Source organism: Williamsia sp. Y721, assembly GCF_059683565.1.
On record NZ_JCASNH010000006.1, the window covers coordinates 103,145 to 126,380 of the forward strand.

Sequence of the window (23,236 nt, forward strand, 5' to 3'; positions counted from 1 at the left end):
CTAAACCACATAGCTTTTCAATTCGTCTACACATGAAGGTGCGTGCACAATGGCAAAGGATCTGCGCTTCGGTTCGGACGCTCGGGCTCGGTTGGAGATGGGGGTCAATGCGCTTGCCGATGCGGTCAAGGTGACCCTCGGACCCAAGGGCCGCAACGCGGTACTCGAAAAACTCACCGGCCCACCGACCATCACCAATGACGGTGTCACCATCGCCAAGGAGATCCAGCTCCGCGACCCGTACGCCAACATGGGAGCACAGCTGGTGAAAGAGGTTGCCACCAAGACCAACGGGGTGGCAGGCGACGGCACCACCACCGCTACGGTTCTCGCCCAGGCGATGGTGCGCGAAGGTCTCCGGGCCGTCGACAACGGCGCAAACCCGATGCAACTCAAGCGCGGTATCGAAAAGGCGGTGGACGCGGTTGTCGCTCTGCTGCAACAACGTTCCCGTGAGGTGACCGGCGAAGAACAGCTCCGGCATGTGGCGATGCTCTCGGCCAACAACGACCCCGACATCGGCGACGTGATCGCCACGGCCATGACCCACGTGGGTGTGGGCGGTGTGGTCAGCGTCGAGGAATGGCCGCAGTTCGGACTGGGGCTGTCGTTTGTGGACGGTGTCGAGTTCGACCACGGTTACATCTCCCCCTACTTCGTCACCGACAAAGACCGGATGGAGTCACAGCTCGACGACGCCTACGTGTTGCTCACCAATCAGAAGATCACCACGGTGCAGACCCTGATGCCGGTGCTCGAGCAGGTGCAGCGCAGCAAGCGGCCGCTGTTGATCCTCTGCGAGAACATGGACGGCCCCGCGCTGTCGATGCTCATCACCAACAACATGCATGACACGTTCCGTTCGGTGGTGGTGCGGGCTCCCGGCTTCGGTCATCGGCGCGTTGCCGAATTGGAGGACTTCGCAGCAATTTTGGGTGGCCGGGTCGTCAGCGCCGACTCCGGCCTCTCCCTCGCCGACGTACGTCTCGAACACCTCGGCCGGGCAAAGAAGGTCACCGTCACCGAGTTGTCGACAACCATGGTCGACGGCGGTGGTGACGTGGCGGAGGTCCGGGCCCGTATCCATCAACTCGAACAAGAGCTGGCGCGAACCGAGAACGAGCACGACCAGGACAACCTGCAACTGCGCATCGCCAGGCTGTCCGGCCGGGTGGCGATGATCCACGTCGGCGCAGCCACCGGCGTCGAACTCAAAGAGAAGCAGCACCGCGTCGAGGACTCCCTGTCGGCAACCCGGGCCGCAATGGAGGAAGGCATCGTCGCAGGCGGCGGCACCGCGCTGATCCAGGCACAGGCGACGCTCGATCTCCTCGAACTCACCGGCGACGCCGCCGAGGGCCGTGAGATCGTCCGTCGCGCAGTGGAAGAACCGCTGCGCTGGATCTCGATCAACGCCGGTTACGACGGTGACGAGGCCGTGCAACGGGTCGCCGACCTTCCGGAAGGGCACGGGTTCAACGCGGTCACCGACACCTACGGCGACATGTTCACCGCCGGGATCATCGACCCGCTGAAGGTGACCCGCTCGGCGTTGCAGAGTGCCGCCTCGATCGCGGCGCTGCTCCTTACCACCGAGACCCTGGTCGTCGAGGAGGTGATCCAGAATCCCGGCGCCATCATCGCTCCCGGATTCGGTGACCTCGCCGAAGGCATGGTCCGACCGTCGAACATCTACTGAACACCGCACCATGACCACCGACTTTGTCGCACCGTCGCCGACGATGCGAGCCCGGCCACGCCTGGTGTTGCGCTCGCCCGAGGTCACCGACGGCGGACGGTTGCGGACCGCACAACGCAGTGGACTACTCGGCGGCGGCGGGCTCGATGTGTCACCGTCGTTGCAGTGGTCGGGCGCACCGATCGGAACGCTCTCCTACGCGGTGACAGCCACAGACTCGCGCGGCCGGTGCCATTGGGCGGTCGCCGATGTCAGTGGTGGTGTGACCGCACTGGTGGTCGACGCCGGCAATGGAACCGGCGAGCGACTACCCAGTCTGGCAAAGCAATTGCGTAACGATTTCGGGATCGTACGGTATGTCGGTCCGTCGCCGGCCCCGCCCGGCCTGCCGGGACGGTTCACATTCACCGTCCATGCGGTGGACATCGGCCGGCTGCCACTCGGCGTCCTCGCCGGATCTGTTCAGCTGCACGAGGCGCTCCACATTCACAGCCTCGGCCGCGCGACATTGACCGCAGCCCACGGGTGGACGCCGCCCGCCCACTGACTGCGACGAACCCTACTGACCGGGCCGAACATGCTTCGGCACGGCCCGCCCGCAGGAACACACATCAGGTGCGAAGATGAAGCACGTGAATGTGCGCGCGAAGAACAACGTCAAGATCCTCGGGCGCGAAGACGGGCCGACGATCATGTTGGCCCACGGATTCGGATGCGACCAGAACCTCTGGCATCGGGTGACCAAGCGGTTGGTCGACGACCATCGGGTGGTGCTGTTCGATCACGTCGGCGCAGGCGCCTCCGATCCGGCCGCGTGGGACGCCGAGCGGTATTCGAACCTCGAGACCTATGCGCAGGATGTGCTCGACATCGTCGTCGAACTCGATCTGCACGACGTGGTGTTCGTTGGTCACTCGGTCGCCTCGATGATCGGCGCCGTCGCCGTGGCCAAAGAACCCGACCGGTTCGCCAAGCTGGTATTGCTGACCCCGTCGCCGCGCTATGTCGACGACGAATCCGATGGATATCGGGGTGGCTTCACGCGTGGTGACATCGACGAACTGCTCGAGTCTCTCGAGAGCAACTACCTCGGTTGGTCGGCGTCGATGGCGCCGAACATCGCGGGTAACCCGGAGCGACCGGCGCTCGGCGACGAGTTGACCGAATCCTTCTGTCGAACCGACCCCGAGAAGGCGCTGGTGTTCGCCCGCGCCACCTTCCTGTCCGACAACCGCACCGATCTCGCGCGTGTCACCGTGCCAACCCTCGTGATCGAGTGTGCGCGAGACTCACTGGCACCCCGCCACGTGGGCGCATATGTGCACAGCCAAATCGAGGGCAGCGAACTCGTCACCCTCGACGCGAGCGGACACTGCCCCCAGCTCAGCGACCCCGTGCCCACCACAGAGGCCATCGTGGCCTTCGTGGGTGGCCGTCGATGAGCAAGGACCACGGCGATATCAGGTCACCGGACGTACTCGATGAGAGTCTGGAAGACCTGTACGAGAACGCACCGTGCGGGTATCTGTCGACGTGGCCGGACGGGCGCATCGCAAAGGTCAACACCACTCTGGCGGTGTGGCTCGGACACGACCGAACGTCATTGCTGGACAGGCCTTTCAGCGATCTGCTCACCGCAGGCGGGCGCATACACTACGAAACCCACTTCGCACCGCTACTGCAGCTGGTAGGGGTGCTGAGCGGAATCACCGTCGACCTCGTCGCGGCCGACGGCCGACGACTGCCCGTATTCGTCACCGCGAACGTCAAGATCGGTACCGATGGCACCGCCGTGCTCATCCGCATCACCGTGCAGGACGCACGTGATCGACGCGCGTACGAGAAACAGTTGCTCGCCGCACGGCGCCATGCCGAAGAAGAACGTGCGCGCGTACAACTGCTCGCCTCGACCCTTCAGCGCTCACTGCTTCCACCGTCGTTGCGACCTCCCGACGGCATGGAGGCAGCAGCCCACTACAACGCTGCATCGATCGACGATGTCGGCGGCGACTTCTACGACCTGTTCGCCCTGTCAGAGCACAAGTGGGGGTTCTTCCTCGGCGACGTGTGCGGAAAAGGAGCCACCGCAGCGGCGGTGACGTCGCTGACCCGTTACACGCTGCGCGCTGCAGCGGTGTACGACGACGATCCGATTGCGGTGTTGCACAACCTCGATGCCGTGCTGCATTCGAACTATCACGGCGACGAACCTCGTTTCTGCACAGTGATCTTCGGCGTCCTCACCCGCGCCGACAACGGATTCGACGTACACCTCGCGAGCGGGGGCCATCCGCCCGCGCTGTTGCTCACCGCCGCAGGCCGAGCGCAGTACGTGAGTACCGAGGGCGGCCAACTCGTCGGCATCCTGCGCGCTCCCAGATTTGTCTCTACCCGGATTCACCTCGACGCCGGCGACACCCTCGTGCTCTACACCGACGGGCTCACCGAGGCGCGGATCGGGCCGGGTCCCGAGCGGTACGACGACAACGGTGCGCTGCTCGAGTTCGCGGCGGCACACACCCCGACGTCCGCAGGCCAGATCATCGAGGACTTGCGAGAGTTGCTCGACGGTTTCGGTGCCGGCCTCGAAGACGACACCGCGCTCATGGCACTGAGCGTCCCCCACCCCGGGGTTTAGAGCGTGCGGAGGGCGGCGAGGAGCAGGTCGACGTCCTCGGAGCTCGAACCGAGGCCGAGGCTGGCGCGCACAGCCCCTGAGCCGTGGCCCAGACGGTCCAGAAGCGGATGGGCACAGAATCGTCCGTCGCGCACCCCGATGCCGTGTTCGGCCGACAGATGGGCTGCCACCTCGGCGGCCCGATGTCCGTCGACGACAAAGCTGACCACACCAACGGCATCGGTGCTGTCGGTGAAGATCTTCAGGGCATGCACGCCCGGGATCTCGGCCAGACCATCGCGCAACCGGTCGGTCAGTGATGTTTCATGGGAAACAACGGCCTCCCCAAGGGATTCGATTTCGACGCAGGCCGCCGCGAGCGCAGCCGCACCCAAGACGTTGGGCGAACCACCTTCATGACGGGCGGGCGCGGGCGCCCACTTCACGTCCTGCTCGGTGACGTTGAGCACCGCGCCACCACCGGCGAGATACGGGTCGGCGGCATCAAGCCAATCCCTCAGTCCGACAAGCACTCCGGCCCCGAAGGGCGCGTAGGTCTTGTGTCCCGAGAATGCCAGGTAGTCGATGCCGCAGGCAGTGATGTCCACCCTGCGGTGCGGAACCAACTGCGCGCCGTCGACAGCGATCCGAGCACCGTTGCGGTGCGCAAGATCTGCCAGTTCACTGACCGGCAAGATCTCACCGGTGACGTTCGACGCACCGGTGACCGCCAGCAACACCGCACCGGTCTCTTTGAGTGCGGTCTCCACACGGACGATCGTCGCGGCCAGCGTATTCGCAGCACGGACGACGTGAACATCACTCCACGGCAACAAATTTGAATGATGTTCCAGATCGAGGACGACGACTTTTCCCGGCACGCAGCGAGCCAGGAGGTTCAGCGAATCTGTGGTGTTCCGCGTGAAGATCAGGCAGTGCTGCTCGCCGGCACCGACAAAGTCAGCGACCTGCGCTCGGGCGGTCTCGTACGCCCGCGTCGTCACCTGCGATGCGTAGCCCGCGCCCCGGTGCACACTCGAGTAGGTCGGTAGTAGTCGCGTTATCGCATCGACCACGCTGCACAATGCCGGCGCACTCGCCGCGTAGTCGAAGTTGACGTATCGCGTGGTCGAGCCATCCCTCAGTGGGGCCTGGGTGTCCGAACCCTCTATCGCTGCAAGAGCATTCAGGTTTCGGTTCAGTGTTGCAGTGCTCATATCTCACACCAGCTTCCGGTGTCAGGGATCCCGCACGCACCAAGTTTCGAACCTGCAGATGGAGCAGTTCGGAACTCGGACGGTGGGAGGTCCGCGCTTGCCTGTTCGGGTTCGAACAGGCCAGGTCTTCACCCGGAGCACCCCGCCGCGATGGAGGGTTGCTGACCAGCAAGCCGGGGCTATGCGCTGGTACTCGTGACCGACGACGACGCTAACAGACTTCTTCGGCGTCGTCCATACCCATGTGCTTTAACTTCTCGGCGATCGAAACTCCGCGCATCCATCGGATTTGGGCAGCAGCGTGCGTATGGTTCTGTCCAACAGTTGAAATCCCCTGGCCCGGACACGCACATACGGTGCCCGGATTCGCCTGGTGGACAACAACTGCCCTGTGTCAACGAGTATCAGCGCCAAGTTCCAGCTTGCTGGTCGGCAACCCTCCACCGCGGCGGGGTGCCCTGGATGAAAGACACGGTCCCAGCCTTCACCGGCATGGGACAAGCGCGGGTTTCACGCAAGCGAGCCCGAAGAGATTCCCGGGAGCTTGATGACCTTGTTCAACGCACCACGCGGTCGAATCCTGAGCATCTGCCGGGCCCATTGCATGTGCAGCAGTTTCAGATGTTTCAGGTCGTCGAAACCGGCACTGCGGAAGTGTTTTTCACCAATCCTCGAAGCGAGGACACCAGGGCCCCTGTTGGCGTCGATACCAAGAATCGAGGGGCTCACCGAACACAACAGAATCGAGGTCACGATATGAGTTCCGTCAAGGTCGACACCGTGGTTGTCGGTGGTGGCGCGATGGGTTCGGCCGCCGCCTGGCAACTGGCGCGCCGGGGTGTCGAGACCGTGCTGCTCGAACGATTCACCCCCGGCCACGCCAACGGCGCCTCACATGGCGCCTCCCGCATCTTCCGCACCTCCTACGCCGAGCGCACCTACGTCGCGCTCGCGAGGGAAGCGGAAGGACTCTGGGCCGACCTCGAAGCCGAGTCCGGGACGCAACTGCTCACCGTCACCGGCGGCGTCGATCAGGGATGGACTCCGTACCTGTCCCAGATCGCAGATACCCTCGCCGACCTCGGACTCGTCCATCATTGGCTCGAGCCCGACGAGGCCTCGCAGCGCTGGCCCGGAATCAGATTCGACGGCCGCGCGTTGTACTACCCCAACAGCGGGCGACTACATGCAGACAACGCTGTCAGCGCACAACGCGGCGCAGCAGCTCTCGGTGCAGAGGTTCGACACGAATCGCAGGTGATCTCGATCGACGTCACAGACGAGAACTCGGTCACCGTGCGCACCGATGACCAGGAGTACGTGGCCCGACGTGTGGTGGTGGCGGCAGGCGCCTGGGCGACGAAGCTGTTGTCGGGAATCGCACCGCTGCCACAGATCACCGTCACCCAAGAGCAACCCGCACACTTCGTACCGCGTGACCAGGACGCCGAATGGCCCAGCTTCGGGATCTTGCATGACCCGGACGGACCGAACGCGCCCGAATTCGGTGGTGTGTACGGCTTGTCTTCGGGTGCCGAAGGCATCAAGGTCGGCTTCCATGGAACCGGACCCGTCGTCGACCCCGACCACCGCGATTTCACGGCGGAACCACGGCAGCTCAAGGCCCTGCAGGAGTACGTCCGTCATTGGGTGCCCGGCGTCGATGCCGACGCACTGACCCCGATCAGCTGCACGTACGCGACCACGCCCGACTCCAACTTCGTCATCGACCGCCGCGGTCCGGTCGCGGTCGCCGCCGGATTCTCCGGACACGGCTTCAAGTTCGTGCCCGCCATCGGCCGCCTCCTCGCCGACCTCACCGCCGACAAAGATGCCCCCGAGTTGTTCTCATTCCGTTCCCACTCCGCAGAAAAGGTTGTCTAGCCATGTCGAACTTCGCCAGCCCAGCCGATACCGAGACTAACGGCGAGTACACGATCACTCGCGAACCGGACGACACCCGACCGGTGTATCGATTCGCCGGACGTATCAGCAGCGACGGATCCACGCCGTACCCGGCTGTCTCTGATCGCTATCACGTCTATTCCGGCTGGTTCTGCCCGTGGGCTCAGCGGGTCACGCTGGTCATCGAGCTGGCCCGCCTCACCGATGCGATCAGTGTCAGCTACGTCGACGGTGCCCGCGATGCCCGCGGGTGGGCATTCCGCGAAACCCACGGCCCCGACCCGGTGAACGGCTTCACCCTGTTACGCGATGCCTACGACGCCACCGAACCCGGCTTCGATGGCCACGTGTCGGTCCCCACCCTGTGGGATCGCGAGACGAAGCAGGTGGTGAGCAACACGTTCGACACGCTCGACGCCGATCTCGCGACGCAGTATCGCCGTCAGGTCACCGGCGAGTTCGACCTCTACCCAGAGGACCTGCGCCCGCAGATCGACGAGTTGGAAGCCTGGTTGCGAGCCACGGTCAACAGCACCGCACACGTGGCGACCGGAACCGGTTCGGCCGCGCAGGAAGCCGCGACCACTGTGTATCAGGCATATTCAGAACTCGACAGCCGCCTCGCGGGGAGTCGATACCTCTTGGGCGACAACGTGACTCTGGCCGACGTCCGGCTCTGGGTGACGCTTGTTCGGCACGATGCTGCGGCGGCCAGGGCCGGTACCCGGCGTCTTGCCGACTTCCCGAATCTGTGGCGCTATGCCCGAGACCTGTACTCATTGGACGCATTTCGCGCCACCACCGATTTCGCGTCGTTCGGGGGTTCGGACGCCGTAGCCGGTGAATGGCAGTCGCCGATCACGTCGTCCGCAGCAGCTCACTAGGAGTTCCCATGGCCCCGCCCATCCCCCTGTCGGTTCTCGACCTTCTGCCCCGTTCCAGCGGGTCGGACAACACCACCGCAATACGCAACGCCATCGACCTGGTCCAGCGCGCCGAACAATTCGGATACGCCCGCTACTGGTTTGCCGAACACCACACGAATCCGGGGGTCATCGGTTCGTCGCCCGCTATCGAGATCGCACTGATCGCAGGGTCCACCTCGACCATCCGGTTGGGTTCAGCCGGAGTGCAATTCGGCCATCGGACGCCGCTGGCGACGGTCGAGGAGTTCGGCCTGATCAACACCCTGTACCCGGGTCGCCTCGACCTCGGTATCGGACGATCCATATCTCGCCCCGCCCCGGAAACGGCAACGGGATCGGAATCGGTGACCGAAGTCGCGGCAAAGAATTATCTGTCGGCTCGCGGCGGCGGCGCCCACACCGAAGACACGTACACACCCAATGGTCTACTCCTGCCGAAGATCTACAACATCGCCGGCGCGTTTGCGAGTAAGTCCATCACCCACCTACTCGATCTGCTCCAGCAACCCGGCGCGTACGCCTCGACCTATGACGAGCAGATCTCTGCTGTCCTCGCCCTTCTCGACGACACATATGTCAGCCCACAAGGTCTTCCCGCGCATGCCACCCCGGGAGATGGTGCTGACGTGCAGGTCTGGATCCTCGGCGCCTCTGGTGGATCCAGCGCCGCCGTCGCAGGGTCGAAGGGCCTGCGCTTTGTTGCCAGTTACCACCACAGCCCGAGTACGGTCATCGACGCCGTCGACGCCTACCTGGCAGCATTCCAACCGTCGGCGGATGTCCCGGAACCGTATATTGCCGTATCGGTGGATGCGGTGATCGCCGAAACCGACGACGAAGCAGCCGAACTGGCCAGTGGATACGCACCCTGGGTCCGCAGCATCCGGCGCGGCGAAGGTGCGATCCCGTTCCCGAGTCCGGCGCAGGCAGCTGCGATGGAATGGACCGACGACGACCGCGAACTGGTCCGCGACCGGGTGCTGACGCAATTTGTCGGATCGCCGTCCACCGTTGCCGACAAACTCGAGATCCTCCGGGACGCCACCGGCGCCGCCGAGCTCTCGATCACTACCATCACACACGACCACGCGGCGCGGGTGCGCTCGTACGAACTCATCGCAAAGGAATGGTTCAGCCGGTGACAGCTCAGACCACACCGGACACCGGCGTACTCGATAATGCCATGTGGGAGAGCCTAATCGGCGCCCATCTGCACCTGAGCGAGGGCACCACCCGCGCTCGCCGCTACCTCCCGACGATCTCCCCGTTTGTCGGGGTCGGCGATCTGAGCGATCCGCAGACGTGGACTGATCTCGCCGAGTTGATCGGCCCCGGACAAGAAGTCGCGCTGCCGGTCGAGGTGACCGACCTACCCGATGGCTGGGAGGTTGCCATGAGCGGCCCGGGCGTCCAGATGGTTGCCACCGACACGCTGAAGCCGAGGCCCGAACCCGAGGCAATCCAGCTCGGCGCCGACGATGTCCCCGACATGCTCGCATTGATCGACCGCACCAAGCCCGGGCCCTTCAGCCCCGAAACATACCGACTCGGAACATATCTCGGGATCCGGCGCGAGGGCCGGCTCATCGCGATGGCCGGCGAGCGCCTCCATCCACCGGGATGGACAGAGATCAGCGCCGTCTGTACCGACGCCGAGTTCCGCGGCGAAGGTCTGGCCACCCGCCTGGTACTCGCTGTCGCCCACGGCATCTACGCCCGCGGTGAGACTCCGTTCCTCCAGGCTGCGGCCGACAACACCAACGCCATCGAGCTCTACAAACACCTGGGCTTCCGCCTGCGAACCAACATCACCTTCACGGTCGTGCGCTCCCCCGGCAACTGATCAAGGCATCGAACACCCGCCGACACAAGCGTCTGGGCTGTCGACGGGGGCCGGCTGTACGATCCTTGTCGGGGTACTGTCCAGCTCCAAGCGGTCACCCTGTGACCGCTGACAAATGATGACGTGGAGGTTCCTCTGGAACGGGGGCTCCCACGTCGTCGGGCTTCACGGTATCCGGCGCCTTGTGGCGGCGGATTTGTTTGGGGCAGGGGCCTACCGACCTGAACTTCACCACCCTGCAAGAGGCGTAATGGAGTGAGCAGATGGACAGTCCACAAGATCATGTCGAGTCCGGCATTCATGACCAGATCGCGCAAATGGCACGCGATCTGCATGGGTCGCGGGATCACCCGATAACCGCAGATCAGGTACTCCAGGAGGTTACCGAGGCATCGGTGGCGCTGCTACCGAGTGTTTCTCATGCCGGGATCACCTTGATCAGGAAGTCCGACCCCGGCAGCGAAGCCGTACTCGAATCAGTTCTGGCCAGTGGTCCGGTTCCCGCGCAGGCCGACGCGTTGCAGCACGAGCATGGTGAAGGCCCCGCGCTCGACGCGATTTGGGAGCAGTACACAGTTCGGATCAACAATGTCGAGACGGAACAGCGATGGCCGAAACTGATGCCGGCTCTGTACCACCAAACTCCGATTCGATCGGTCCTATCACTTCAGCTCTATACCAAGGGACACGAACTCGGAGCTCTCACCCTCTATGCCGAGGTTGCGGATGCGTTCGACGCCGACACCGAAGACCTCGCAGTCGACCTCGCCACGCACGCTGCCATCGCTTTGGCCGCTGCCCGCAAGGGCAAGCAGTTTCGCAGCGCACTCGCCTCGCGGGACATCATCGGCCAGGCCAAGGGCCTGATCATGGAACGCTATGACCTCCATGCGGTGCAGGCCTTCGCGCTCTTACGCAAGCTCTCGCAAGATTCCAACATCCGCGTCGTCGACGTAGCTGCCCGGCTGGTGGAGCAAGACCATCCATTGCCGTTCGGGGTGACCGAGTAGGTCTGCCGTCCTGGTATCTGCCGGGAGAAGCTGCACCATCACTGTCACGGGTTTTGTGCGCGGGGCTAAAGGTTTGCGATTCGGCGCGCTGGGTAGTCAATCGGCAGGTCGGGGTTTTAGCCCCAGGTTCCGATTTAGATATCCTGGTTAAGCAGGAGCCGGGGTGTCGCTTGGGGGCCGAGTGAGCCGAGTTTCAACGACTGCTGAATCAACTTCCGTCGAAACGACGCATACTCCGTCCACACATGCTCCGGCTTCGGGGTCACCCACGAGTTCGAACGGGCTGAGTGAGGGTTCAGACATTGCTGGACTCCTCGGCCTGAACCTTGTCGAGAACACCGGTGAACGTCTCCGCCGACTGCGCGCCGGACACGCCGTACTTGCCGTTGATGACAAAGAACGGGACACCGGTAATGCCGTAGGCCCGGGCCTGATTGATGTCGGCGTCCACAGCCTCGGCGTATTCACCTGATTCCAGGATCGCCAGCACGGCGTCCCGGTCGAGTCCCACGTCGGCGGCGAGGTCGGCGAGTTCCTCACTGCGGCCCACGTGGCGGCCCTGCTCGAAGTACGCCCTGAACAACCTCTCCGCGTACTCCAGTTGCTTGCCCTGAGCCTTGGCGTAGTGCAGCACCTGATGCGCCTTGAGAGTTTTGGTCTGCAGGACGGAGTCGAAGTCGAAGTCCAGGCCCACCTCGGCGGCGATCCCGGTCACATTGCCGAGCATCTGCTTCACCTGATCAGCGGGCATCCCCTTCTTCTCGACCAGGTAATCGACCGAGGACCCGGCAAAGTCTTCCGGGGTATCCGGCGACAACTCATAGCTGTGGTAAGTCACCTCGACGTCGTCGCGACCCGCGAACCCGGCCAGACCGGCCTCGAACTTCCGTTTACCGATGTAGCACCAGGGGCAAGCGATGTCGGACCAGATGTCGACGGTGATAGGGGTAGGCATTCACGTTTCAACAACCGCTGTGTGCAAGCCATTCCCCGCGCACGTGCCGACCAGCCCACCATCCGAGGTGCGCGTCACGCACCCAGCGCCGCTCGCAAAGTCGGCATCGAGTGGATCAATTCGCTTCGCCAGAAGGGCCACAGGTGCATGCCGACCGGTTGCGCACTGCGGGTCACCGGCACGCCCTTGGCGCGCAGCGCATCAGTGAGCTGGTCGGTGCACAGATTCGAGCCGAACTCGAGGGCCATTGCTGTCGGTGGCATCGGAATACCTTCACCCTGACCGGGAAGACCGCTGCCCGAAGACAGATAGACCGATGTGCCTTGCAGTCGAGCCGCATTGGCGAAGATGTCGTGGGCCTTCCATTCCGGGCTGCCCACCGGTCCCCACATGAGCTGCGACGACCCTCCCGAACCGATCACCGTGAGATCGGTGAGCGTTGTACCGGCCAAGCCCTCTGTGAAGTAGCACCCGCTGTAGCCCGCAACCGCTCGATAGAAGCCGGGATTTCGCTGCGCGAGCATCACCGCACCCTGTGCCCCACTGGATATCCCACCGATCGCCCGGTCACCACTCGCGCCCAGGTACGGTTCCAACGCCGCAGGAAGCTCCTTGGTCAGGAACGTTTCCCATTTGACCACACCGAACTCGGGATGGTCTTCGATCCAGTCGGTGTACAGCGTTCCTGTACCCCCGACTGGCAGAACCACATTGACGTTCTCGTTCGCGAAGATCGGCGCGATGTTGCCTTTATCGGCGGCGAGCCAGCTGTTCGATTCCGTCTGTCCCGAGTTGCCATCGAGGAGGTACAGGGTTCCACGGGGCCGACTACGGTCCGCCGCCAACAACACGGTCACCGGGATGTCGCGACCCATCGCCGGACTGTACACAGTTAATTGAAGCGTGCGATCGTTCACCGTACCCCGCTGCACCACAACAGCTTCGGATACGTCAGACGCTCCGACGTTCGCCGGATCAGCGGCCGCCTGCACCGGCAAAGTCATCAAAACCGTTGCAACGGCGATCAACAGCGTCGTCACACCACGACGAAACAACAACCGGCTCACCGCCACCATCCACCCACTTTTCAACGCCCGACCCAGTCTGTCGGTTGAATACTTGAAGAATTGCAAAAACACACGCAGCCGTGGCCCACACCAGTCGGTGCGGGCCACGGCGGGCGTCAATCTACTTGGGAACCTTGACTGTTCCGCCGCTCAGCGCAGCGAGAGCCTCGAGTCCGCGAACCGCCAAATCGGTTACCGGCACAGCGATCGTTCCAACAATTGTTCCGACAACATCACCAACACTGCCCATTTCAATCTCCTTATTCTAGTTTCTGTTGCCATAGAGGGGGATGATCAACTGACGGTCACCGTCAGCCGGCAACCGATCCGACGAAGTTCCCGAGCAGGTTGTCCAACCCCAACATGATGGTGATGATGTTCGGCAGAAGGGTGTCACCGCCGGCCAGGAAAAATGCTTCGATAGATCCCATGTGTTGCGCCTACTTTCTTGCTAGTAACCGAGAAGTCGGCATGGCTCTACACAAGAGGCCAACGACCACTCGACTGGGGAGGTACACCACATTCAGGCTTTGATGTGATGTGTAGAACACGTTATCGTTATATTCCTGTCATGGGACCGGAATGTGAATTCTTCTCGAAAAGTTTTCCGCAGGACCGTTGTCGCACACCAGCTTTGAGATCATGAAGTCGCACAAGAATTCGATGTAACCAAAATTCGGGACAGGGTCGCCTTACCTGGGCGTCAGGCGGAAGAAACGCTTCATCTCAAGCAACGAATGCGATCAATGACGTCAATTCACCCCTACTGTGGCCGCTTGCGACAGGTCCGCGAGACTTGTTCGCAGAAAACGCACATAACTATCGGGATCCGGCAGAGCAGCTGATGAGCTGAAGAAATTGAGGATTAATTTCCCGTCGGCAGCGGCCAGCAGATAGTGCCGAAGGGCGTCACCATCCACTGGCGGCTGCCCGCCGAGAATCGCCACGGCCGGGGCACCGGCGAATGTACAGCCATCCACCGTCACCGGGATATTACTGACCGTCGAGTGCGACTGACGCCCGCGATCGGAATCGTGTGGATAGTGCCGAACGGCAACGCCGGTGAGCCGCAGCAACCATGCCGGTGCTGTCTCGACCCGCTTACCCTTGGCCCGCAACGCGGGATGGTCACTGCGCCGCTTCGCGGCCGAGGCAGCAGACGTGATTTTCGCCAGACGAACCAGTGGGTCCCGTTCGTCGACGTTCAGGTCGACCGTCAGGATCGCCAACTGGTTCGCAGACTCCCACTGCTCGATACGACGCATCGACCGGGGAACCATGGCGCACAGAGGATCCTTGGGCCCTTCCCCACAGCTGTCGAGGTATGCGGCCAGCGCGCCGGCGACGATGGTGAGGTAGACATCGTTCAAACTCGCCCCCGGGACCGCAGCTTGAATCGCCTTGGCCTCATCGATCGTCAAAGTCATGAAATCGACGGAGACCTCGCCCTGCAGAGAGCGATTGAACCGAGTCGCCGCCAGATCGTCTCGGATTGAGACGATCTCGCCGGATTGCTCGGCTTCCTTGACCTCCAGGCCCGCCCGACGGGTCGTCGAGAGTCCCTGAAAGAACCGAAACGACTTGCCGGGAAACGCGACCAGAGCCCGGGATAGCTGTGCGGTCCGGGTCATCGGTGGCATGGACACCCCGCCTGCGGGCGCAATGGTTGTCGAGAACAACGCCTGGGTCAGCTCCCTGGTGGCGAGTCCGTCTGCCGCACTGTGATGGATCTTGAGCGTGACCACGGTGTATCGGCCGGTCAGATCATCGAGGCCGTGTACTCCGCACAACACATGCATTTCCCACGGCGGCCTGGTCATATCCAACTTCCGCGCCAGCAGCACACCCAGATATGAACGCACCGCAGGCCAGCCCCCGGCACTCACGCGCTGCACGGTCACGTGATGATCCATGTCGGGCATGCCTGCCGGTACCCACCGCGGATAGTCCAGGTCGAATGGAGTCCGCTGCAACCGCGTGGTGAACAAGGCGGCATAGCCGAGCCGAGCAGTTATCCATGCGACAGCCTGCTCTTTGGTGACTTCCGCGCAGGATCCTTGATCAGCATCGAAGAAATAGCTGACCATGAGATGCCCACCGTGCGTATCACTTTCGTTGTATACGAACTCGGCATCGCGTGGTGCCAGCTGGGAGATTGGTGTCGGGGGCACCCTGCTGAACATCACGCTCCCTTGGAGAGACTGACTACCGGTGTTGGGCACCATATCTCGCCGAGATGAGGTTCGTTGCCGATTTCACCCAACTCGTAGTGATGTACGAACTCGCAGCCGGCCCTGCGACATCGACTTGTGTGCAAGGCGCGCTGCACAAAGAAACCGGCCCACCCCCGAAGGAGTGGGCCGGTCTCGGTAGAGAACGTAGAGCTGAAAAGCGTGGACTAGAAGCCCATGCCGCCCATCTCGTCGCCGCCCGGCATGGCCGGTGCGTTGTTCTTCTCGGGCTTGTCAGCAACGACGGCCTCGGTGGTGAGGAACAGAGCCGCGATCGAGGCTGCGTTCTGCAGCGCCGAGCGGGTGACCTTCACCGGGTCGTTGATGCCGCGGGCCAGCAGGTCCTCGTACACGCCGGTGGCGGCGTTGAGGCCGGTTCCCAGCGGGCTGTGACGGATCTTGTCGGCAACAACACCGGGCTCGAGGCCGGCGTTGATGGCGATCTGCTTGGCCGGAGCCTCCAGAGCGACACGGACGATGTTGGCGCCAGTGGCCTCATCGCCTTCCAGGGTCAGCGCGTCGATTGCGGACTCCGACTGCAGCAGAGCCACGCCGCCGCCGGCGACGATGCCCTCTTCGACAGCAGCCTTGGCGTTACGCACAGCATCTTCGATGCGGTGCTTGCGCTCCTTGAGCTCGACCTCGGTGGCAGCGCCGGCCTTGATGACTGCAACGCCACCGGCCAGCTTGGCCAGACGTTCCTGCAGCTTCTCACGGTCGTAATCGGAGTCGCTGTTCTCGATCTCGGAACGGATCTGAGACACGCGACCGGCGATGGCCTCGGAATCTCCGGCGCCCTCGACGATGGTGGTCTCGTCCTTGGTGACGACAACCTTGCGTGCGGTGCCCAGCAGCTCGACGCCGGCGCCCTCGAGGGACAGTCCGACCTCTTCGCTGATGACCTCTCCACCGGTGAGGATGGCGATGTCGGCCAGCATGGCCTTGCGACGGTCACCGAAGCCCGGAGCCTTGACGGCAACAGACTTGAAGGTGCCACGGATCTTGTTGACGACCAGGGTCGAGAGGGCTTCGCCTTCGACGTCCTCGGCGATGATCAGCAGCGGCTTGCCGGCCTGGATGACCTTCTCCAGCAGCGGCAGCAGGTCCTTGACCGTCGACACCTTGCCGGAGACCAGCAGGATGTACGGATCTTCGAGGACGGCTTCCTGGCGGTCTGCGTCGGTGACGAAGTAGCCCGAGATGTAGCCCTTGTCGAAGCGCATACCCTCGGTCAGTTCGAGCTGCAGGCCGAAGGTGTTCGACTCCTCGACGGTGATGACGCCTTCTTTGCCGACCTTGTCCATGGCCTCGGCGATGAGGTCACCGATGGCCGGATCGCCTGCGGAGATACCGGCGGTGGCAGCGATCTGCTCCTTGGTATCGATCTCCTTGGCGGACTTCAGCAGCGACTCGGTGACGGCTTCGACAGCCTTCTCGATGCCGCGCTTCAGGCCGAGCGGGTTCGCGCCGGCAGCGACGTTGCGCAGGCCTTCGCGGACGAGGGCCTGAGCCAGGACGGTGGCGGTGGTGGTGCCGTCGCCAGCGACGTCGTCGGTCTTCTTGGCGACCTCTTTGACCAGCTCAGCGCCGATCTTCTCGTAGGGATCCTCGAGCTCGATCTCCTTGGCGATGGAAACACCATCGTTGGTGATCGTGGGGGCGCCCCACTTCTTTTCGAGCACGACGTTGCGACCCTTGGGTCCCAACGTCACCTTTACGGTGTCAGCGAGGGCATTGAGGCCCCGCTCGAGGCCGCGACGGGCCTCTTCGTCAAACGCGATGATTTTGGCCATTACGAAGTGATCCTCCGATAGGGGGTGACACTGAAGTTCGTGGTTGGTTTCGGTGCCCGCGACGGACGAACGGTCGTGTCATTAGGACCGATCTCACCGTTCCAACCTGGCACTCACGGTTGGCGAGTGCCAGATCCCATTTTTAGCACTCACCGGGGTCGAGTGCAAGGTATGCCGGTCAGAAGGCTCGGCAAACTCGGGCAACTTCCACTCTCGGCGCTTAGACCGCCCACCGACTGCCCCCCAGCCGGCTCTTCGCGGGGCTAAGGAATATTCGTACTCCGCGGTTGATTGACTACGAGAATGCCACGACTACAGCTCGGCCAGGTCTCGGCGTTCACGGTGATCGCGGCTACCACTGTTGCGATGATGTTCTCCTCGTCGGCGCCGTCTCCCCTGTACCCGATCTATCAGGATCTCTGGGGCTTCTCCTCGTTCACCTTGACCGTCATCTTCGCGGCGTACGTGATCGCGTTGCTCGGCGGTCTGCTCACCGTGGGGGCGCTCTCCGACCACGTGGGACGGCGCCCGGTCCTGTTCGGCGGTCTGGCCCTGATCGTCGTCTCCATGGTGATGTTCGCCGTCGCCGACGGAGTTCCGATGCTGCTTGCGGCCCGCGTACTGCAAGGCCTGGCGGCCGGCGCCCTGACCGGCACGCTGAGCGCCGCGCTGGTCGATCTGCAGCCCAGCGCGCGCGTCGGCTCCATCACGAACTCGGCCGCGATGCTGGGCGGGTTGGCATTCGGCGCAATCGCGGCGGGCGGTCTCATCGAATACGCGCCGTTGCCCCGCGAGCTGGTGTTCCTGCTCTTGATCGCCGCGTTTGCCCTGTCCGCGGTGTGCATCGCGTTCATACCCGAGACCTCGGCGCGTATCGGTTTCACCTCACGCAGCCACCTGTGGGAGGTGGTGCGTCCCAGCGCCGGCCTGCCGCGGTCGGTCCGTGGGGTTTTCGTGATGGCCGCCCTCGGGTGCCTGGCCACCTGGTCGCTCGGCGGATTGACGCTCTCACTGGGATCGTCGATCGTGCTGCGCATCTTCGGGGTCGACAACCACATGATCACCGGACTCATCCTCGGAACGTTCTTCACCTTCGGCGCAGTCGGTTCCATGGCCACCTCCGGGTGGACGGCGAATCGGAAGTTCGGGATCGGCCTGACCGCGCTGGGTATCGGGCTGGTCATCAACCTGACCGGAACGATCTCGGCGGTGCTACCGCTCTATCTCGTCGGCTCGGCGATTGCCGGCTTCGGGTTCGGCTCGACGTTCGCCGGCGTGATGGCCACCGTCATCGCCGCCACCGCACCCGAACAGCGGGGTCAGGTCTTCTCCACCCTGTACCTGGTGAGTTACACCGGCTTCAGCATCCCGGCGGCGATCGGCGGAATCTCGGTCGGACACTTCGGATTGCGCCCCACCGCGATCGGCTACAGCCTGTACGTCTTGTGCTTGGTGGCGATCGCTGGAGGTGTGGCCATCCTGCGTGCTCGCACCGAACGTCGGGCGCAGCCCGCGCCGATCGAGACCACGCAAACCCTGATCACGGCGACGGCTGACAGGACGGGCACCAATAGATGACCCGTTCGAGGTCTGGGCCTCCGCCGAGATCCCCTGATCTGATGATGGTCCCGCATCGCCTGCACGGACGTCCGGCCCGGCCGTAGACCCAGGTGCGCTCACCGGCGCGGTCGACGTTGGTGACCCGGATCGTGCGGTTTCGGTTGAACTCCAACACCTTCTTCGCCAGATCCACCCATTCCCGCAGATCACAGGAATCGGCAACCGGCACTGCCGGGTGGGTCCGCCGCAGAAAGCACATCTCACAACGGAAAACGTTGCCGATCCCGGCCAGTACCCGCTGGTCGAGCAGGGCCAGACCGATCGGCCGCGCCGGATCCGACGCGAGGTTGTCGACCGCGACATCGGCGTCCCAGTCGGCTCCGAGTAGGTCGGGACCGAGATGACCGACGGCTGTGTCTTCGTCCGCGCGCCGAAGGATCTCGAGTTTTCCGAGCTCGAATCCCACCGCCTGCACCGGACCGGCTTCCAGGATGATCCGGGCCTTGAACGCCGGCCGCCGCCAGCGGGCGCCCTTTGTGTATATCTCCCAGCGACCCTCCATCTTCAGGTGCGAGTGCACAGTGTGCTCACCGACGCGGATCAGGAGATGCTTACCCCGGGCGACGACCTCATCGACCCGCTCGCCGGACAGATCCACCGTTGCGTACCGCGGTACCCGAACATCGCAGCGGGTCAGTGTTTTTCCGGCCAACGCGCGATGCAGACGCGCCGCGGCCTGGAAAACGGTGTCACCTTCGGGCATGTCTACTTGATACCCGTCTTCCGGCTCGCCGATTGCGATCGGCCGCGAAAGTAGGCCTCGATGGTGTCCGCGGCGGAACCGATGTGTTGCCGCAACACCGCCACCGCTTCATCGATCTCACCTCGGGCGGCACGATCGACCAGTTGCCGATGTTCGGTCTGGGCCAACTGGTCCGACCCCAACTCGGCCAGATGAAAACGCAGGTAGCGGTCCTCGTCGGCGAGTTCGGCAGCAATCAGCCTCAGCAACTTGGCATTTGGATGCCGCCGGTAGAGCGCAAGGTGGAAGTCGGAATTGAGTCTGCCGAGGTCTACCAGGTCAGGATCGTTCTCCATGGCCGCGAGGATGCGACGGGCCTCGTCGATGTCAGCGGGCTCGAGCCGCGGAATCGAACCGGCGAGCGCTTCCGGTTCCAGCAGCAGCCTGATCCGGTAGGTGTTGACCAAGTCGTCCTGGTCGACGCCCACCACCACCGCACCCTTGTGTGGCACGTGATCGACCAGGCCGCGGGCCTGTAGCGAGAGAAGGGCTTCGCGAACCGGCATTCGGCTGACCCCGAACACGTGCGCGAGTTCGGCCTGACGAAGTGCGGTGCCGCTGGCCAGTGAGCCGTCGAGGATCGCGTCGGCGAGCGTCGATTCGATGACCGTACGGGCGTGCTGCACCGCGGTCGGACGAAGTCCGAGGGTGTCGAGGACCTGCGTGGAACGTGTCGGCGGCATACTTCTTCCTATGATTGGATCCAAGATCCAATCTACTTTACGATGGTCCCTACTACCCCGACCCGCGGAGGTTCGTGTGTCGCTCACCCAGCCGATCACCGCCGGTGTCGTTGCCTCGCTGGTGGGATTCACCAGTTCTTTCGCCGTGGTCCTGACCGGCCTGAGAGCTGTCGGCGCATCGCCAGAACAAGCCGCTTCCGGCCTGTTCGCCCTCTGCGTGGCCATCGCCGTCGGCGTCGGATTCCTGGCGACCAGGTACCGGATGCCGATCACGTTGGCCTGGTCGACGCCGGGCGCGGCACTGCTGGCAGGCACGGCAACACCGGACGGCGGCTTCCCGGTAGCCGTCGGAGCATTCGTCCTCGTCGGCGTGATGGTCGTCGCCACCGGGCTGTGGCCACGCCTGGGCTCACTGGTGCAGGCCATACCGACGCCGATCGCCCAGGCGATGCTGGCCGGTATCGTCCTGCCCCTGTGTCTGGAACCGGTACGTGCGGTCGCCGCCGAACCGTTCGCCATCGCTCCGGTCATCGTCGTCTGGCTGATCCTGATCCGATTCGCCAAGCGGTGGGCGGTGCCCGCCGCATTTGGTACCGCGGCCATTGTCATTGCGGTGGTCCTGTTGACGTCCGATAAGGGCGTGACCGCCGATTCACTTATTCCCCGAATGGATGTGGTTGTCCCGCAATGGTCTTTGCAGGCCTGCGTGGGCATCGCGTTACCCCTCTACATCGTCACCATGGCGTCGCAGAACCTGCCGGGTACCGCGGTCATGGCCAGCTTCGGCTATCGGATCCCTTGGCGCCCCTCGATGTTGGTGACCGGCGCCCTGACCTCGATGGCCGCGCCGGCCGGCGGGCACGCGGTGAACCTGGCCGCGATCAGCGCGGCACTCACCGCCGCCCCCGCCGCCGAACCCGACCCGCGTCGGCGATGGATCGCGGCCGCCACCGTGAGCCCGGTCTATCTCGTCATCGGCATCAGTTCAGCAGCCGTCGCCGCACTGGTGACGATCGCACCGGCCGGACTGGTGGAAACAGTGGCCGGCCTGGCCCTGCTCGATACGCTGGCCGGCGCACTCGCTGCGAGCTTGCGTGATGAAAAGTCCAGAACTGCAGCAGTTCTGACCTTTGTGGTGGCTGCAGCCGGGATCTCCGTGGCCGGGATCGGATCGGCATTCTGGGCGCTGGTCGCCGGACTCGTCGTCTACGCGGTACTGAAGAGTTCGCCGGACTCCACAACACCGTCGACGAGTACCAGCGACCGCGAGATACCCAGCCGGGCCAAGAATCCGTCATCGTGACTGACCACCAGCATCCCACCCCGATACTCCGACAGCGCCTCCACCAACTGGTCGACGCTGTCGAGGTCGAGGTTGTTGGTCGGCTCGTCGAGGACGAGTAACTGCACCGGCGGGGTCGCCAGTAACAATCGGGCAAGTGCCACCCGGAACCGTTCGCCGCCAGAGAGTTCACCAACTTGTCGGTCCACTGCGTCACCGCGTAGCAAGAACTGAGCCAGCCGGGCCCGCACCAGGTTCGGCGCAACATCGGGTACCGCGGACCGAACGTTGTCGAGAACGCTGGCGGCGTCGTCGAGATCATCGAGACGTTGTGCCAGGTAACCGATGTGGTCGGTGTGCGCGACCGCGTACGGACCCTCCTCCGGGGGCTCCGGATCCCACAACGTTCGCAACAGAGTTGTTTTGCCCGATCCGTTTGCACCCGTGAGCGCAACCCGTTCCGGTCCGGCGATCACGATCGTCGAATCGCCGCTGCGTATCTCGGCCAAACGCCGGCCTGCCGGGACCTCCGGGTCGGGCAACTCGATCCGGATGTGTTTGTCGTCGCGGATCAATTCGGCGGCACCCTCGACTGCCCGGCGTGCGTCGTTGATCTTGTTGTCGCCTTCCGTTCGCAGTCGGCCCGCGGTTTCCTGGGCGCTGCGCTTACGCGCGCCAAGCAGAATCTTCGGCAGATTGGTGTTGGCCTTCCCGTAGCGACCGCGCCGGGCAACCTTCGTTTCGGTCTCCACGCGTTGCCGCTGTTGAACTTTCAGATCCTGCTGTGCCGACCGCAGATCCTGTTGCGCGGACTCCTGTTGGGACAGTACATATTCGCGATACTCGCCAAGCGGACCACCGAACACGGTCACGGTGTTGTCGCGCAGCTCGGCTGTCGTGTCCATCGATTCGAGCAGCGCGGTGTCATGGGACACGACCAGCAGGGTGCCCGGCCAGTTCCGGATCAGCGCGGACAGCCGGGACCGGGCGTCCCGGTCGAGGTTGTTGGTCGGTTCGTCGAGCAACGTGATCGGAGCACCACGCAGACGCAGGCCCGCGATCGCCGTCAGGATCACCTCGCCGCCGGAGAGGGTGCCAACGTTGCGGTCCAGGCCCAATTTCTCGATACCGGCCTCGGCGAGAACCTTCCGCGCCCGGGCTTCGACATCCCAGTCGTCGCCGAGGGTTTCGTAGTCCCCCGAGTCCGTTGATCCGGCCTCGATCGCCAGGAACGCATCAATCCGAGCGCGGACACCCAGGAGGTCGGCGACCGTGGTATCGCTGCGCAGGATGAGATCCTGTGGCAGGTAGGAGGTTTCGCCGGCGACCGTCACCGATCCCGAGGTGGGGGCGATGTCCCCGGCAATGACCTTGAGCAGTGTCGATTTTCCCGACCCGTTGGCGCCGATGACACCGATGTGTCCGATGCCGAAGGACACCGTCAGGTGTGAGAGGGCCGAGGATCCGTCCGGCCGAACAAGGCTGACGTCTCGGAGAGAAATTGCAGATTCAGAATGCACAGGCATACGGACTCCCAGGAAGAATGAAGACGGAAGTACGCCAACAACTCATCCCGCCGCGGCATGCGGCAATCGAACGGTGTCAGCGCGTCAGGACGCGGAGCCGTCGATGATCTTCACTGGAGA

General features: G+C 63.7%; 21 protein-coding genes and 2 riboswitches. Of the genes, 11 read left to right on the forward strand and 10 right to left on the reverse strand.

All coding sequences use genetic code 11. The annotated features are described in order from the left end of the window. Positions 1-49 precede the first annotated feature (49 nt). The 4 genes from groL (AC56PL_RS26715) (at position 50) to AC56PL_RS26730 (ending at position 4,337) form a co-directional block, all read left to right on the forward strand. Positions 50-1,699 (forward strand): chaperonin GroEL, encoded by a 1,650-nt coding sequence (groL, locus tag AC56PL_RS26715; protein WP_495517087.1) that lies wholly within the window; start codon positions 50-52, stop codon positions 1,697-1,699. Between the two features lie 10 nt (positions 1,700-1,709). After that, positions 1,710-2,246 (forward strand): YbhB/YbcL family Raf kinase inhibitor-like protein, encoded by a 537-nt coding sequence (locus AC56PL_RS26720; RefSeq protein ID WP_495517086.1) that lies wholly within the window; start codon positions 1,710-1,712, stop codon positions 2,244-2,246. Positions 2,247-2,331: 85 nt separating this feature from the next. After that, positions 2,332-3,141, forward strand: coding sequence for an alpha/beta fold hydrolase (locus tag AC56PL_RS26725; RefSeq protein WP_497155812.1), 810 nt, complete (start codon positions 2,332-2,334; stop codon positions 3,139-3,141). Beyond that, a complete protein-coding gene (locus AC56PL_RS26730) occupies positions 3,138-4,337 on the forward strand; it encodes a PP2C family protein-serine/threonine phosphatase (RefSeq protein ID WP_497155719.1) in 1,200 nt (399 codons plus the stop codon). The genes AC56PL_RS26725 and AC56PL_RS26730 overlap by 4 nt, the downstream gene beginning before the upstream one ends. Here AC56PL_RS26730 and AC56PL_RS26735 read toward each other — a convergent pair. Together AC56PL_RS26735 and AC56PL_RS26740 are read right to left on the reverse strand one after the other, a co-directional pair. Then, the gene (locus AC56PL_RS26735) at positions 4,334-5,533 is read right to left on the reverse strand and encodes an aminotransferase class V-fold PLP-dependent enzyme (RefSeq protein ID WP_495517084.1); all 1,200 of its coding nucleotides are present in this window, start codon (positions 5,531-5,533) and stop codon (positions 4,334-4,336) included. The two genes, AC56PL_RS26730 and AC56PL_RS26735, sit on opposite strands and share 4 nt — an antisense overlap. 88 nt (positions 5,534-5,621) lie before the next feature. Continuing rightward, positions 5,622-5,734, reverse strand: a riboswitch (SAM riboswitch). A gap of 191 nt (positions 5,735-5,925) precedes the next feature. Further along, positions 5,926-6,043: riboswitch (SAM riboswitch) on the forward strand. After that, positions 6,044-6,286, reverse strand: coding sequence for a hypothetical protein (locus AC56PL_RS26740; RefSeq protein ID WP_497155720.1), 243 nt, complete (start codon positions 6,284-6,286; stop codon positions 6,044-6,046). A 3-nt stretch (positions 6,287-6,289) separates the two neighbouring features. Here AC56PL_RS26740 and solA point away from each other — a divergent pair, with 3 nt between their 5' ends. From solA to AC56PL_RS26765, 5 genes are all read left to right on the forward strand, one after another. Continuing rightward, positions 6,290-7,417: an N-methyl-L-tryptophan oxidase gene (gene solA, locus AC56PL_RS26745; RefSeq protein ID WP_497155721.1), complete on the forward strand. Its 1,128-nt coding sequence runs from the start codon at positions 6,290-6,292 to the stop codon at positions 7,415-7,417. 2 nt (positions 7,418-7,419) lie between these two features. Further along, entirely contained in the window at positions 7,420-8,322 is a 903-nt protein-coding gene (locus tag AC56PL_RS26750) for a glutathione S-transferase C-terminal domain-containing protein (protein WP_497155722.1), read from the forward strand. Positions 8,323-8,330: 8 nt separating this feature from the next. Beyond that, on the forward strand, positions 8,331-9,506 hold the full coding sequence (locus tag AC56PL_RS26755) for an LLM class flavin-dependent oxidoreductase (protein WP_497155723.1): 1,176 nt from the start codon (positions 8,331-8,333) through the stop codon (positions 9,504-9,506). Then, positions 9,491-10,207, forward strand: a complete 717-nt coding sequence (locus tag AC56PL_RS26760; RefSeq protein ID WP_497155724.1) for a GNAT family N-acetyltransferase — start codon at positions 9,491-9,493, stop codon at positions 10,205-10,207. Before AC56PL_RS26755 ends, AC56PL_RS26760 begins: the two co-directional genes overlap by 16 nt. Positions 10,208-10,470: 263 nt before the next feature. Further along, a complete protein-coding gene (locus tag AC56PL_RS26765; RefSeq protein WP_495517080.1) occupies positions 10,471-11,217 on the forward strand; it encodes an ANTAR domain-containing protein in 747 nt (248 codons plus the stop codon). Positions 11,218-11,512: 295 nt separating this feature from the next. On the opposite strand, the gene AC56PL_RS26770 is transcribed toward AC56PL_RS26765, so the two are convergent. The 5 genes from AC56PL_RS26770 to groL (AC56PL_RS26790) all read right to left on the reverse strand — a co-directional run bounded on the left by AC56PL_RS26770 (position 11,513) and on the right by groL (AC56PL_RS26790) (position 17,263). Next, positions 11,513-12,172, reverse strand: coding sequence for a DsbA family protein (locus tag AC56PL_RS26770; RefSeq protein WP_495517079.1), 660 nt, complete (start codon positions 12,170-12,172; stop codon positions 11,513-11,515). 74 nt (positions 12,173-12,246) lie between these two features. Next, the gene (locus tag AC56PL_RS26775; protein WP_495517078.1) at positions 12,247-13,239 is read right to left on the reverse strand and encodes an alpha/beta hydrolase-fold protein; all 993 of its coding nucleotides are present in this window, start codon (positions 13,237-13,239) and stop codon (positions 12,247-12,249) included. 121 nt (positions 13,240-13,360) lie between these two features. Further along, on the reverse strand, positions 13,361-13,489 hold the full coding sequence (locus AC56PL_RS26780) for a hypothetical protein (RefSeq protein WP_495517077.1): 129 nt from the start codon (positions 13,487-13,489) through the stop codon (positions 13,361-13,363). 502 nt (positions 13,490-13,991) lie between these two features. Continuing rightward, positions 13,992-15,410, reverse strand: a complete 1,419-nt coding sequence (locus tag AC56PL_RS26785; protein ID WP_497155725.1) for a wax ester/triacylglycerol synthase domain-containing protein — start codon at positions 15,408-15,410, stop codon at positions 13,992-13,994. 227 nt (positions 15,411-15,637) lie between these two features. Then, positions 15,638-17,263 carry a chaperonin GroEL gene (gene groL / locus AC56PL_RS26790; RefSeq protein ID WP_482141099.1) on the reverse strand — a complete coding sequence of 542 codons (1,626 nt, stop codon included), beginning with the start codon at positions 17,261-17,263 and terminating at the stop codon, positions 15,638-15,640. Positions 17,264-17,566: 303 nt separating this feature from the next. On the opposite strand from groL (AC56PL_RS26790), the gene AC56PL_RS26795 reads away from it, so the two are divergent. Continuing rightward, positions 17,567-18,841, forward strand: coding sequence for an MFS transporter (locus AC56PL_RS26795; protein WP_497155726.1), 1,275 nt, complete (start codon positions 17,567-17,569; stop codon positions 18,839-18,841). Here AC56PL_RS26795 and AC56PL_RS26800 read toward each other — a convergent pair. Next, positions 18,804-19,586 carry a DNA-formamidopyrimidine glycosylase family protein gene (locus AC56PL_RS26800; RefSeq protein WP_495517074.1) on the reverse strand — a complete coding sequence of 261 codons (783 nt, stop codon included), beginning with the start codon at positions 19,584-19,586 and terminating at the stop codon, positions 18,804-18,806. The two genes, AC56PL_RS26795 and AC56PL_RS26800, sit on opposite strands and share 38 nt — an antisense overlap. A 2-nt stretch (positions 19,587-19,588) precedes the next feature. Continuing rightward, entirely contained in the window at positions 19,589-20,308 is a 720-nt protein-coding gene (locus AC56PL_RS26805) for a GntR family transcriptional regulator (protein WP_497155727.1), read from the reverse strand. Positions 20,309-20,318: 10 nt separating this feature from the next. Here AC56PL_RS26805 and AC56PL_RS26810 point away from each other — a divergent pair, with 10 nt between their 5' ends. Then, the gene (locus tag AC56PL_RS26810) at positions 20,319-21,611 is read left to right on the forward strand and encodes a benzoate/H(+) symporter BenE family transporter (RefSeq protein WP_497155728.1); all 1,293 of its coding nucleotides are present in this window, start codon (positions 20,319-20,321) and stop codon (positions 21,609-21,611) included. On the opposite strand, the gene AC56PL_RS26815 is transcribed toward AC56PL_RS26810, so the two are convergent. After that, entirely contained in the window at positions 21,515-23,116 is a 1,602-nt protein-coding gene (locus tag AC56PL_RS26815) for an ABC-F family ATP-binding cassette domain-containing protein (RefSeq protein ID WP_497155729.1), read from the reverse strand. The genes AC56PL_RS26810 and AC56PL_RS26815 overlap by 97 nt on opposite strands. Positions 23,117-23,236: the final 120 nt, after the last annotated feature.